This window comes from Pseudomonas sp. E1BtOHC1 (genome assembly GCF_058744285.1).
Genome location: NZ_CP196023.1, coordinates 1732947 through 1746137, shown reverse-complemented (window position 1 = coordinate 1746137; position 13191 = coordinate 1732947). Strand labels below are relative to the sequence as shown.

Here is a 13191-nt window from a genome sequence, read left to right as displayed (position 1 = left end):
CGCCTAATTACTCGAACCAGTGGGCTCGGGCGGCCATGATCAACTTGCCGGCACGATCATCGTCAATGCCGTCGATGTCGAGCAGGTCGTCAATAGACTGCTCGGCCAGGTCTTCGCGGGTAATTACGCCGCGCACCGCCAGTTCCATCGCCAAATCCTTGTCCATACCCTCAAGCGAGAGCAGGTCTTCGGCCGGATGGGCGTCTGCCAGCTTTTCCTCAGTAGCGATGGCTTTAGTCAACAAGCGATCCTTGGCCCGAGCGCGAAGCTCGTTGACGATGTCTTCGTCAAAGCCGTCGATGTTGAGCATTTCTTCCAGCGGTACGTAGGCAATCTCTTCCAGGCTGGTGAAGCCTTCATCTACCAGCACCTGTGCCAGTTCTTCATCAACTTCCAGCTCGTCGATGAAATTGCGCAGGATGTCGCCGGTTTCTGCTTGCTGCTTGGCCTGGATGTCCGATTCGGTCATCACGTTCAGGGTCCAGCCAGTCAATTGGCTAGCCAGACGCACGTTCTGACCACCGCGACCGATGGCCTGAGCCAGATTGTCTGCGCCAACGGCGATGTCCATGGCATGGGCATCTTCGTCAACGATAATTGCCGCAACTTCAGCCGGCGACATGGCGTTGATCACGAACTGCGCAGGGTTCTCGTCCCACAGGACGATGTCCACACGCTCGCCACCCAACTCGCCGGAGACGGCCTGGACGCGCGAACCGCGCATACCAATGCACGCGCCTTGCGGGTCGATGCGCTTGTCTTTGGAGCGGACTGCGATCTTGGCGCGCGAACCCGGATCACGGGAGGCGGCCATTACTTCGATCAGGCCTTCGGCAATTTCCGGCACTTCGATACGGAACAGCTCGATCAGCATTTCCGGTGCGGTACGCGACAGGATCAGCTGCGGGCCGCGGTTCTCGGTGCGGATTTCCTTGAGCAGCGCACGCAGACGCACGCCAACCCGGAAAGTCTCACGGGAGATGATGTCTTCACGGGCCAACAACGCTTCAGCGTTGTTACCCAGATCAACGATCACGTTGTCACGTGTCACTTTTTTCACGGTGCCGGAGATGATTTCTCCCAGGCGCTCGCGATAGGCATCAACCACCTGTGCGCGCTCGGCTTCGCGAACTTTCTGCACGATGACCTGCTTGGCAGTCTGTGCAGCGATGCGGCCGAACTCGATGGATTCGATTTTTTCTTCGATCACATCACCGACTTTGGCTTCGGGATGAGTCTCGTGGGCCTTGCTCGGCCAGGTTTCCACCGCTGGATCATCCAGATCGGCTTCTTCGACCACCGTCCAGCGACGGAAAGTCTCGTAGGAACCGGTGTGGCGATTGATTTCCACACGCAGGTCCACTTCGTCTTCAAAACGCTTTTTGGTAGCAGTGGCCAGGGCCAGCTCCAGCGCTTCAAAAATCACGCTTGCCGGTACACCCTTTTCATTGGATACCGACTCAACAACCAGCAGTACTTCTTTGCTCATCGTACGCCTCGCCTTTCGCAAGCCATTGGATCCGCGGGATCCGCGTCTCAGTCAAAACTGGGAATAATGTTGGCCTTGTCGATCATATCGATCGGCAACAGGAACTCATGGTCATCCACCTGCACCACGACGTCCTGTTCCTCCACCCCGCGGAGAAGGCCCTGAAAATTACGCCGACCTTCGAAGGGCGAGCGCAGCTTGATCTTCACTTGCTCACCGACATACTTGGCGAACTGCTCAAGAGTGAACAGTGGGCGTTCCATGCCAGGAGAGGAAACTTCAAGGGTGTACTCAACGGAGATCGGATCCTCTACGTCGAGAACACCGCTGATCTGACGGCTGACGATGGCGCAATCGTCCACCAGCACACCGCCTTCTTTATCGATATAAACGCGCAACAATGAGTGGCGACCCTGAGCCGAAAACTCAATACCCCAGCATTCATAGCCAAGGGCCACGACCACCGGGGCCAACAAGGCCTGCAACTGTTCTAGCTTGCTCGACACCTGAACCCCCTCGTGCATGCTTGTGCAAATAAAAAATGGGCGAAGCGCCCATCCCGGAAACGCCGTTGAATAGCGGCGTTATAAAGTGTCCAGCTAACAAAAAGCCCCTGAAAAGGGGCTCCGCTAAAACTGGTTGCGGGGGCCGGATTTGAACCGACGACCTTCGGGTTATGAGCCCGACGAGCTACCAGACTGCTCCACCCCGCGACAAAGCTGGGGCGGAAGTATACGACTGATCCCTTTTTGGGTCAATGTAACCTTCCACCTACAAGAAAGCCCGCAACAGCGGGCTCTCCTGATAATTGGTACCGAGAAGGGGACTCGAACCCCTACACCCTATGGGCACAACCACCTCAAGGTTGCGTGTCTACCAATTCCACCACCTCGGCATAGACTACGTTACTGCGTGAAACTCTTCTTACTTCTGCTCTGGAGCTGGAGGTACGTCAGTCGCACTATTGGCCGACTTTTGCTCTTGGAGCACCGGGACATCATCAGAAGCCGGTTTTTGCTTTGGTACTTCAAGCACTGCTGGATCTGGCAAACCTACTTGAGTCAGCTGATGAGCTTTCTCTTTAGCAAAGTAACCTAACCCCAAGCTGGTTATGAAGAAACCGGCGGCAAGTATAGCAGTAAACTTACTAAGAAAGGTAGAGGAACCTTGGCTTCCGAACACAGTATTTGAAGCACCTGCACCGAAAGACGCGCCAGCATCCGCACCTTTACCCTGCTGCAGCAAAACCAGAGCAACTACGCCCAGGGCACCCAGCAGATGAAAAACGACTACGACTGTTTCCAGCATTTTTTCAGTTTCCCGCGGCGCGACAGATCGCACCGAACTCATCTGCATTCAGGGAAGCTCCACCAATGAGCCCCCCATCGATATCCGGCATGCCGAACAGTTCGACCGCATTGGCCGCCTTCACGCTGCCGCCGTATAGAAGCCGCACTCCTCGTGCCACTTCAGAATTCTCTGCCGCCAACTGCGCGCGGATGGCTGCGTGCACATCCTGCGCTTGTTGCGGCGTTGCAGTCAGCCCGGTACCAATGGCCCAGACCGGCTCGTAAGCGATAACAGCATTGGCGAACGCGCCAACACCCAACTCCTCGATAATGCTGCCCAGCTGACGCCCGACAACCTCTAGAGTCTTCCCGGCTTCGCGCTGCTCCAGGGTTTCCCCTACACACAGAATCGGCTTCAAACCACAAGCCTGTGCCGCCGCGAACTTGCGGTTGAGAGTCGCGTCCCGCTCGCCCATTATCAGGCGGCGTTCGGAGTGCCCAACCAGCACCAGGGAACAACCTGCGTCCACCAATTGACTCGGGGCGATCTCGCCCGTCAACGCACCTTGCATGGATTCCACCGCAGAATTCTGCGCGCCGACCGAAATCGACTTACCTTTCAAGCCATCAATCACTTGATTGATATACAAGCAAGGCGGGAAAACCGCGACATCAACACCGCTTGGCAAGGCCAGATGACGAAGGCCATTGATCAGCTCAGCGACGCTGGCGCGGGTACCGTGCATCTTCCAGTTACCAGCTACCATAGGGCGACGCATGCTGTACCTCGTCGGTCAAAGTGGGCGCAGATGTTACCCAACCAAAACAACACTGGCAAGCCGAAATCAGGCAGAAACTTCAGCAACCAGTTTTGCCAGCTCATCAGCATAAGCGCGAACCTGTGCCTCATCGTCACCTTCGACCATGACACGCACCAAAGGCTCGGTACCGGACTTGCGCAGCAGAACCCGTCCACGCCCCGCCATCGCAGCAGTGACACGCTCACAGGCCTCTTTCACGGCAGGATGCTCAACCGGGTTATCCCCCCCGGCAAAGCGAACATTGACCAGCACCTGAGGACACTTGCGCAGCCCCTGGCGTGACTGGGCCAGGCTTTCACCACGCGCCTTGAGCGCCATCAGCACCTGCAATGCTGCAATGATCGCATCACCCGTCGTGGCATGCCGGAAGCACACAATGTGCCCGGAGTTTTCCCCCCCCACCAACCAGTTACGCTCCAGCAGTTCGGCAATCACATAACGATCACCTACATTGGCCCGGACAAAAGGAATGCCCAGATCCGCCAGAGCCAGCTCCAGCCCCAAATTGCTCATAAGCGTCCCGACCACACCGCCTTGCAACTTGTCACGCTCATGCAGATCCCGAGCAATGATGAACAGCAGTTCATCACCGTCAACAATTGCACCGGTCTGGTCGACCATCAGCACCCGGTCACCATCGCCATCAAAGGCAATACCCAGATCCGCGTGCTCGGCCAGGACCGCCGCTTGCAATTGCGACATATGAGTCGAACCGCAGTTCTCGTTGATGTTCAAGCCATTAGGCTGCGCAGACAGAACCGTGACTTGTGCGCCCAACTCGCGGAATACACTCGGCGCGACCTTGTAGGTGGCACCATGAGCGCAGTCCAGGACGACCTTCAAGCCGGCAAAACTGGTGCTCGATGGCACGCTGCTCTTGCAGAACTCAATGTAGCGCCCTGATGCGTCGTTGATCCGCGACACCTTGCCGAGCTTGCTCGACTCCACCACGGTCATCGGTGCATCCAGCAACTCTTCGATCATCAACTCCACCTCGTCAGGCAGCTTGGTGCCCTCACCCGAGAAGAACTTGATGCCGTTGTCATCATGGGGATTGTGCGAAGCACTGATGACAATCCCGGCCTCCGCATGGAAAGTACGCGTCAGATAGGCGATCGCCGGAGTCGGCATCGGCCCCAGCAGCATTACATCCGCACCGGCCGCGGACAGTCCTGCCTCAAGAGCTGACTCGAACATGTACCCAGAGATACGCGTGTCCTTGCCTACCAACACGCGGCAGGCACCCATGCTGCGAAAGGCCATGCCAGCCGCCCAACCGAGCTTGAGCATGAAATCGGGAGTAATCGGGAATTCGCCCACACGACCACGAATGCCGTCGGTGCCAAAGTATTTCTTAGTCATAAGTACTCCATCGTTCTTATTCGGCGGATTCCACTGCCGCAATCATTCGCACAACGTCCACTGTCTCGGCGACATCATGAACGCGGATAATTTTCGCCCCCTTGGTCACCGCCAATGCCGCGAGCGCCAGACTGCCGTGCAATCGCTCAGCCACAGGTCGATTCAAGGTTTGGCCAACCATGCTTTTGCGCGAAACCCCAACCAGAAGGGGGCGCCCAAGGGCATGCAGGGCTTCCATATGCTTGAACAGGCTCAAATTGTGCTGCAGGGTCTTGGCAAAGCCAAAGCCCGGGTCGAGAACAATCCGTTCAGCGCCAATCCCGACGGCCGCACACGCCACCATTCGCTCGGCCAAAAAGACACCCACTTCCTGAGTGACATTCTGGTAATGCGGATTGTCCTGCATATCGCCCGGCTCCCCGAGCATATGCATCAGACACACCGGCAAGCCTGTGGCAGCTGCTGCATCCAGAGCGCCATCACGGCGCAATGCACGTACATCGTTAATCAGCCCCGCCCCCAGACGTGCAGTTTCGCGCATCACTGCCGGGGTTGAGGTATCAACGGAAATAACCACGTCCAGTTCGCGATGAATTCGCTCGACGGCAGGGGCAACGCGCTCCAGCTCCTCCAGCGGCGATACCGCCCGGGCACCTGGCCGAGTTGACTCGCCGCCGATATCGATCAGCGTAGCACCGGCGGCAACCATGGCCTCGGCATGTCGCAAAGCGACATCCAGCTGGCTGAAGCGACCGCCATCGGAAAAGGAGTCGGGGGTTACATTCAAGATGCCCATGACATGCGCACGGGCCAAATCAAGAACCCGGTTGCCGCAAGGCAACCGGGTGGAGGAAGGAACAGAAGTCATTTAAAACCTTAGTGGTCGGCAGCAGGGCCGCCGATGGGTGTTTCCGGACGTTCGTTTTGCACTACTGGAGGAGTAGTACCCGAACCGCCCTCCCAATCACGAGGTTCACGCGGAGTACGCCCTGCCATGATGTCGTCAATCTGATCGGCATCGATGGTTTCGTACTTCATCAAGGCGTCCGCCATGGCGTCCAGCTTGTCACGGTTGTCCGTCAGGATCTGTTTGGCAGTGCCGTAGCACTGGTCAATGATACTGCGCACTTCAGAGTCGATCAGTTTCGCTGTTTCGGCGGACAAGCTGGCATGCTGACTGCCTGCACTGCGACCCAGGAATACTTCGCCCTCTTCTTCCGCATACATCAGCGGACCGAGTTTTTCGGAGAGACCCCACTTGGTGACCATGTTCCGAGCAATCTGGCTGGCGCGCATGATGTCGTTGGATGCACCGGTGGTCACACCGTCAAAGCCCAGCGTCATCTCTTCTGCGATACGGCCACCATAGAGCGAGCAGATCTGGCTGATCAGGGCTCGCTTGGACAGGCTGTAGCGATCTTCTTCCGGCAGGAACATGGTGACGCCCAATGCCCGACCGCGAGGGATGATCGAGACTTTGTAGACCGGATCATGCTCAGGCACGACTCGACCGACAATGGCGTGGCCGGCTTCGTGATAAGCGGTGTTCTGCTTTTCTTTCTCGGACATGACCATGGATTTGCGCTCTGCGCCCATCATGATCTTGTCCTTGGCCAGTTCAAATTCCTTCATTTCGACAATACGCTTACCGGTACGAGCCGCGAACAGCGAGGCCTCGTTCACCAGGTTTGCCAAGTCGGCACCGGAGAAACCCGGTGTACCACGCGCGATCACTGCCGGGGCAACATCTTCGCCCATCGGCACTTTGCGCATGTGAACCTTGAGAATCTGCTCGCGACCGCGAATATCCGGCAGGCCAACCACCACCTGGCGGTCGAAACGACCGGGACGCAGCAGCGCTGGGTCGAGCACGTCAGGACGGTTAGTGGCGGCGATAACAATGATGCCATCGTTCATTTCAAAGCCGTCCATCTCAACCAGCAATTGGTTGAGGGTCTGCTCACGCTCATCATGACCGCCGCCCATGCCGGCGCCACGGTGACGACCGACAGCGTCGATCTCATCGATGAAAATGATGCATGGAGCATGCTTCTTGGCCTGTTCGAACATATCGCGAACGCGGCTGGCACCGACACCAACGAACATCTCGACGAAGTCGGAACCGGAAATAGTGAAGAACGGCACCTTGGCTTCGCCCGCAATGGCCTTGGCCAGCAAGGTCTTACCAGTACCCGGCGGGCCTACCATCAGCACGCCGCGAGGAATGCGACCACCCAGACGCTGGAACTTGCCTGGATCACGCAGGAATTCCACCAGCTCGCCAACTTCCTCTTTGGCCTCGTCACAACCAGCAACGTCAGCCAGAGTGGTTTTCACCTGATCTTCAGAGAGCAGACGCGCCTTGCTCTTGCCAAAGCTCATCGGCCCACCCTTGCCACCTGCGCCACCTTGCATTTGCCGCATGAAGAACATGAAGACTGCAATGATCACCAGGATCGGGAAGCTGGCCACCAACAATTGGGTCCAGATACTTTGCTGCTCAGGCTGCTTGCCTTCGACCACGACATGGTTGTCCACCAAATCGCCGATCAGGCCATTGTCCTGAATGGCAGGACGAATGGTTTTGAAGCTGTCGCCATCGTTGCGCTTGCCGGTAATAACGTAGCCATCAACAGCTACGCGCTCGACCTTGCCATCCTTAACTTGCTGGATGAAGTCGGAGTAGTTGAGGGTTTGCGGCTCGTTAGGGCTGGAGAAGTTGTTCATCACCGTCACAAGGACGGCAGCGATGATCAACCAAAGGATCAGATTCTTTGCCATGTCGTTCAATTAACTACCCTCTGAAGCAAGCTCCGCTACTGGCGCGCGCTTCGCATGATATTCACCGGCCTAACTTACTACATTACCTACAGCTCTGGCAGGCGCTGTCTGTAACCCTATGTGAAACTTAGACTACACAATATGCGTTTAATCTGACGGGGCGAAATACGAAAATCCTATCACCCCAGTCAAAATCCTTACTTACTCACTGCGACCACGAAAGCCACGCCCCAGCAGGTATTGCTCCCGAGAACGGTCACGGGACGATGTCGGTTTGCGCATCTGCACCTTCTCGAACATCTGCCGAACGCTCTTGTGGTACTCATCAAATCCTTCACCTTGGAAGATCTTGATAAGAAAATCACCACCTGGACGTAATACTCGACCCGCAAGATCCAGCGCCAATTCGCACAGGAACATCGCACGAGGCATGTCCACGGCCGCTAATCCACTCATATTGGGGGCCATATCGGAAATCACAAGGTCAACCTCTGAATTTCCGACTGCTTCGAGAATCTGTGCCAGCACCGCATCCTCGGTGAAGTCCCCTTGAATAAAGGTCACATCGGGAATGCTGTCCATTTCCAGGATATCCGAGGCGATCAATCGCCCTTGACCACCAATCAGACGACTGGTCACCTGCGACCAGCCTCCCGGGGCAGCCCCCAGGTCAATAACACTCATGCCAGGACGGATAAGGCGGTCCTTTTCCTGGATCTCCAGCAGCTTGTAGCTGGCACGGGAACGATACCCATCTTTTTGCGCCATTTTGACGAATGGGTCGTTGAAGTGCTCTTTCAGCCAGTTATGGCTAGTTTTGGAACGGGCCACGGGCCACCTCAAAATAAAACGGGTCGTGATTAACTGGGCGGTCCCGGACTCGCTCGGGTAAACTGGCCGCCGCTTTTTACAAGATCAGACGCAGGGGTCAGATTATGCCGCTCACTCAAGAGCAGAAGAAACAGTACAAATCCATTGGCCACCATCTGAAACCAGTATTGACTGTGGCTGACAACGGTTTGACCGAAGGTGTGCTAGCCGAACTTGAACGCGCCTTGAGCGATCACGAGCTGATCAAGATCAAGCTCAACATCCTCGAGCGCGAATCGCGCCTGGAAGCCATTGCCGAACTGTGCAAGGCCGGCAAAGCGGATCTGGTGCAGGTCATCGGCAAGATGGCGCTGATCTACCGCAAGAACGCCAAGGTAAACAAGCAATTGTCGAACGTCCATCGTTTCAACTGACGCCGACTCGGGTCAAGGGTGTGCCTGGCGCACCCTTCCACCCCATCCTGGCACCGGCTGCAGCACCAGTATCAAGCCGGAAAAGCCCAGAACCAGATAGCTGAACAACTGCCAGCGTTGAGCTTCCGGCAACAGAATTCGTACAGTGAAATACATCCCGCACGCATACATTGCCATCAACAGCAGTTGCCCTCGAACATCACGCCAAAGACTTCTCAGCCCTTCGGACTGAATCAGTACCAGCGCCTGCAGAACCAGGCACGCCGCCGAAAAGCCCACCAACAACGCACTGAGCTGCATCGAAATCTCTTCGATGAGCAAGGGGGCGAGGCCAATCTGGCTCAGAGCGGGAAGCAAGCCAAGATGCAATAACCACAAGCCGCCGACCCACAACATCTGGGTCAGTTGCCAAAGCATGGCGCCCGCATGCAGCGGGCGCCTTCTTTCAGATGTGACGGACTTCGACAATCTCATACTCGATAACGCCGCCAGGCGTTTTGACCGCCACCACATCACCCTCTTCCTTGGCAATCAAGGCGCGGGCAATCGGCGAGCCGACGGAGATTTTACCGAGCTTGATATCAGCCTCGTCCTCACCAACGATCTGGTAGGTCACGCTTTCGTCGGTCTCGACGTTGGCGATCTCGACCGTGGTGCCAAAGATTACTTTGCCAGTATGAGGAATGGTCGTGACGTCGATGACCACCGAGTTCTGCAGACGGCCTTCAATATCACGGATCCGCGCCTCGACCATGCCTTGCTGTTCACGCGCAGCATGGTATTCAGCGTTTTCCTTCAAGTCACCCAACTCGCGGGCCGTACCGATGTCCTGGCTGAGCTTCGGACGCACGACCTTGGTCAGGTGAGCATGCTCTTCTTCCAGGGCGCGAGCGCCCTGGACGGTCATTGGGTATTTATTCATGCCTTCAATCCTGCGTGTAGATCCTGCAAGCGACGCACGGTTTTTTCTGGACCGAACTTCAACGCTTCGCAGATAGCTTCGCCAGCAGCAATGGTGGTGGTGCAGTAGATCTTGTGCTGCAAGGCGTTACGACGAATGGAGTAAGAGTCAGCGATCGACTGACGGCCTTCAGTGGTGTTGATAATCAGGGTGACTTCGTCGTTCTTGATCATATCGACCACATGCGGACGACCTTCAGTCACCTTGTTCACACGACGCACTTTCAGGCCGGCCGCTTCGATCAGCTTGGCAGTGCCTGCAGTAGCGACCACTTCAAAACCCAAGTTGATCAGATCACGGGCCACGCCTGCAACCAGAGGCTTGTCATCGTCACGGACGCTGATGAATGCGGTACCGCCAGTTGGCAGCACTTCGCTAGCACCCATCTGGGCCTTGGCGAACGCCTCACCGAAGGTATCGCCCACACCCATGACTTCACCGGTGGACTTCATCTCTGGGCCGAGGATCGGGTCAACGCCTGGGAACTTGGCGAACGGGAACACCGCTTCCTTGACGCTGTAGAAGTTCGGGATGATTTCCTTGGTGAAGCCCAGCTCTTTCAGGGTCTTACCAGCCATCACACGAGCCGCGATCATCGCCAGGGAGACGCCAATGCACTTGGACACGAAAGGCACGGTGCGGGAAGCACGCGGGTTCACTTCAATAACGTAGATCTCATTGCCCTGCAGGGCCAACTGTACGTTCATCAAGCCAACCACGCCCAACTCCAGGGCCATTTTCTTGACCTGCTCACGCATCTCATCCTGGATGTGCGCCGGCAGCGAGTACGGCGGCAGGGAGCACGCGGAGTCACCGGAGTGAACGCCGGCTTGCTCGATGTGCTGCATGATCGCGCCGATCACCACATCGGTGCCGTCGCAGACCGCATCCACGTCCATCTCGATGGCGCAGTTGAGGAAGTGGTCCAGCAGCACCGGGCTGTCGTTGGACACTTGCACCGCTTCACGCAGGTAGCGCTTGAGCTCTTCTTCCTCGTAGACGATTTCCATCGCCCGGCCGCCCAGAACATAGGACGGACGCACCACCAGCGGATAACCGATCTTGGTCGCGGCACGAATCGCTTCGTCTTCGCTGCGCACAGTAGCGTTTGGCGGCTGACGCAGGTTCAGGCGCTCAACCATCTGCTGGAAGCGCTCACGGTCTTCGGCACGGTCGATGGCGTCAGGACTGGTGCCGATGATCGGCACACCGGCCGCTTCCAGGGCACGAGCCAGCTTCAGCGGAGTCTGGCCGCCATACTGAACGATCACGCCCTTTGGCTTCTCGACGCGGACGATTTCCAGCACGTCTTCCAGGGTTACTGGCTCGAAGTACAGGCGATCGGAGGTGTCGTAGTCGGTGGAAACGGTTTCCGGGTTGCAGTTGACCATGATGGTTTCGTAACCATCGTCGCGCAGCGCCAGTGCAGCGTGTACGCAGCAGTAGTCGAACTCGATACCCTGGCCGATACGGTTTGGACCGCCGCCCAGGATCATGATCTTGTCACGGCTCGAAGGTGCGGCTTCGCACTCTTCTTCATAAGTCGAGTACAGGTAAGCGGTGTCAGTAGCGAACTCGGCGGCGCAAGTATCGACGCGCTTGTAGACCGGGAACACTTCCAGCTTATGACGGTGAGTACGCAGGTTCTTCTCGGTCACACCCAGCAGCTTGGCCAGACGCTGGTCGGAGAAGCCTTTGCGCTTCAAGCGGAACATCAGGTCGCGGCCGATAGCCGACAGCCCCAAGGTCTTGACCTTCTCTTCTTCCTTAATCAGATCTTCGATCTGCACCAGGAACCAAGGATCGATCATGTTCATGCCGAAGATCTGCTCGACGGTCATGCCCGCACGGAAGGCGTCAGCCACGTACCAGATACGCTCGGCGCCCGGCACGGTCAGCTCGCGCTTGAGCACGTTCATGCTTTCCGGGTTGCTCAGGTCGAGTTTCGGATCCAGGCCGCAAACACCGACTTCCAGACCTCGCAGGGCTTTCTGCAGGGATTCCTGGAAGGTCCGGCCGATGGCCATGACCTCACCCACCGACTTCATCTGGGTGGTCAGGCGCGCGTCAGCCTTGGAGAATTTCTCGAAGGCAAAGCGTGGCAGCTTGGTCACGACGTAGTCGATTGACGGCTCGAAGGAGGCTGGAGTCTTGCCGCCGGTGATGTCGTTGGACAGCTCGTCCAGGGTGTAACCCACCGCCAGCTTGGCCGCGACCTTGGCGATCGGGAAACCAGTGGCTTTCGAGGCCAGCGCCGAGGAACGGGACACCCGCGGGTTCATCTCGATCACGACCATGCGGCCGGTGTTCGGGCAGATGCCGAACTGCACGTTGGAACCGCCGGTTTCCACGCCAATCTCACGCAGTACCGCCAGGGAGGCGTTACGCAGGATCTGGTATTCCTTGTCGGTCAGGGTCTGTGCCGGAGCTACGGTGATCGAGTCACCGGTGTGCACACCCATCGGGTCGAAGTTTTCGATGGAGCAGACGATGATGCAGTTGTCCTTCTTATCGCGGACCACCTCCATCTCGTACTCTTTCCAGCCGATCAGCGATTCGTCGATCAGCAGTTCCTTGGTCGGCGACAGGTCCAGACCGCGGGCGCAGATCTCCTCGAACTCTTCACGGTTGTAAGCGATACCGCCACCGGTGCCGCCCATGGTGAAGGACGGACGGATGATGCAAGGGAAGCCCAGCTTGTCGAGGACTGCATTGGCCTCTTCCATGCTGTGAGCGATACCGGAACGTGGGCACGCCAGGCCAATGGACTTCATGGCCGCATCGAAGCGCGAACGGTCTTCAGCCTTGTCGATAGTGTCGGCATTGGCGCCGATCATCTCTACGCCGAACTTCTCCAGAACGCCTTCGCGCTCCAGGTCCAGAGCGCAGTTCAAAGCAGTCTGGCCGCCCATGGTTGGCAGCAGCGCGTCCGGACGCTCTTTCTCGATGATCTTGGCAACAGTCTGCCACTTGATCGGCTCGATGTAGGTGGCGTCGGCCATGGCCGGGTCGGTCATGATGGTGGCCGGGTTGGAGTTCACCAGGATGACCCGGTAACCCTCTTCGCGCAGAGCCTTGCAGGCCTGGGCGCCGGAGTAGTCGAATTCACAGGCCTGGCCGATCACGATCGGGCCAGCGCCAAGAATCAGGATGCTTTTAATGTCTGTACGTTTTGGCATGGGTTGTCACTCAAATCCGCAGGTCAGTCGGCAAGCCGTCTTGAACATTCTCTGAGGCGCCTGAG

Annotated in this window: 12 protein-coding genes and 2 tRNA genes; 1 reads left to right on the top strand and 13 read right to left on the bottom strand. The window is 57.3% G+C overall.

All coding sequences use genetic code 11. The features are described from left to right. Nucleotides 1-7: 7 nt before the first annotated feature. From nusA to rlmE, 10 genes are all read right to left on the bottom strand, one after another. Nucleotides 8-1489 carry a transcription termination factor NusA gene (nusA, locus tag ACSSVC_RS08010; RefSeq protein WP_346633670.1) on the bottom strand — a complete coding sequence of 494 codons (1482 nt, stop codon included), beginning with the start codon at nt 1487-1489 and terminating at the stop codon, nt 8-10. A 47-nt stretch (nt 1490-1536) separates the two neighbouring features. After that, complete coding sequence (rimP, locus tag ACSSVC_RS08005; RefSeq protein WP_041120545.1) at nt 1537-1995, bottom strand: ribosome maturation factor RimP; 459 nt, start codon at nt 1993-1995, stop codon at nt 1537-1539. Between the two features lie 130 nt (nt 1996-2125). Continuing rightward, nucleotides 2126-2202: transfer RNA gene (locus tag ACSSVC_RS08000), tRNA-Met, on the bottom strand. Between the two features lie 96 nt (nt 2203-2298). Then, a tRNA-Leu gene (locus ACSSVC_RS07995) sits at nt 2299-2384 on the bottom strand. A gap of 29 nt (nt 2385-2413) precedes the next feature. Further along, complete coding sequence (gene secG, locus ACSSVC_RS07990; RefSeq protein WP_015634120.1) at nt 2414-2797, bottom strand: preprotein translocase subunit SecG; 384 nt, start codon at nt 2795-2797, stop codon at nt 2414-2416. 4 nt (nt 2798-2801) lie between these two features. Next, nucleotides 2802-3557 (bottom strand): triose-phosphate isomerase, encoded by a 756-nt coding sequence (gene tpiA / locus ACSSVC_RS07985; RefSeq protein ID WP_025131413.1) that lies wholly within the window; start codon nt 3555-3557, stop codon nt 2802-2804. 66 nt (nt 3558-3623) lie between these two features. Next, nucleotides 3624-4961 carry a phosphoglucosamine mutase gene (gene glmM / locus ACSSVC_RS07980; protein WP_199010586.1) on the bottom strand — a complete coding sequence of 446 codons (1338 nt, stop codon included), beginning with the start codon at nt 4959-4961 and terminating at the stop codon, nt 3624-3626. Nucleotides 4962-4977: 16 nt separating this feature from the next. After that, nucleotides 4978-5829: a dihydropteroate synthase gene (gene folP / locus ACSSVC_RS07975; RefSeq protein WP_492612147.1), complete on the bottom strand. Its 852-nt coding sequence runs from the start codon at nt 5827-5829 to the stop codon at nt 4978-4980. Nucleotides 5830-5837: 8 nt separating this feature from the next. Then, the gene (gene ftsH, locus ACSSVC_RS07970; RefSeq protein ID WP_060837486.1) at nt 5838-7742 is read right to left on the bottom strand and encodes an ATP-dependent zinc metalloprotease FtsH; all 1905 of its coding nucleotides are present in this window, start codon (nt 7740-7742) and stop codon (nt 5838-5840) included. Nucleotides 7743-7943: 201 nt separating this feature from the next. Continuing rightward, nucleotides 7944-8573: a 23S rRNA (uridine(2552)-2'-O)-methyltransferase RlmE gene (rlmE, locus tag ACSSVC_RS07965; RefSeq protein ID WP_047283886.1), complete on the bottom strand. Its 630-nt coding sequence runs from the start codon at nt 8571-8573 to the stop codon at nt 7944-7946. A gap of 104 nt (nt 8574-8677) precedes the next feature. On the opposite strand from rlmE, the gene ACSSVC_RS07960 reads away from it, so the two are divergent. Continuing rightward, nucleotides 8678-8986, top strand: coding sequence for a YhbY family RNA-binding protein (locus ACSSVC_RS07960; protein WP_102861082.1), 309 nt, complete (start codon nt 8678-8680; stop codon nt 8984-8986). 12 nt (nt 8987-8998) lie between these two features. Here the strand turns inward: ACSSVC_RS07960 and ACSSVC_RS07955 are convergent, their stop codons facing one another. The 3 genes from ACSSVC_RS07955 to carB are packed head-to-tail and all read right to left on the bottom strand — an operon-like array spanning nt 8999 to nt 13126. After that, the gene (locus tag ACSSVC_RS07955) at nt 8999-9403 is read right to left on the bottom strand and encodes an MFS transporter (protein ID WP_492612146.1); all 405 of its coding nucleotides are present in this window, start codon (nt 9401-9403) and stop codon (nt 8999-9001) included. 28 nt (nt 9404-9431) lie between these two features. Next, nucleotides 9432-9908: a transcription elongation factor GreA gene (gene greA, locus ACSSVC_RS07950; RefSeq protein ID WP_011059193.1), complete on the bottom strand. Its 477-nt coding sequence runs from the start codon at nt 9906-9908 to the stop codon at nt 9432-9434. Beyond that, on the bottom strand, nt 9905-13126 hold the full coding sequence (carB, locus tag ACSSVC_RS07945; protein WP_123727413.1) for a carbamoyl-phosphate synthase large subunit: 3222 nt from the start codon (nt 13124-13126) through the stop codon (nt 9905-9907). Before carB ends, greA begins: the two co-directional genes overlap by 4 nt. Between the last annotated feature and the right edge of the window lie 65 nt (nt 13127-13191).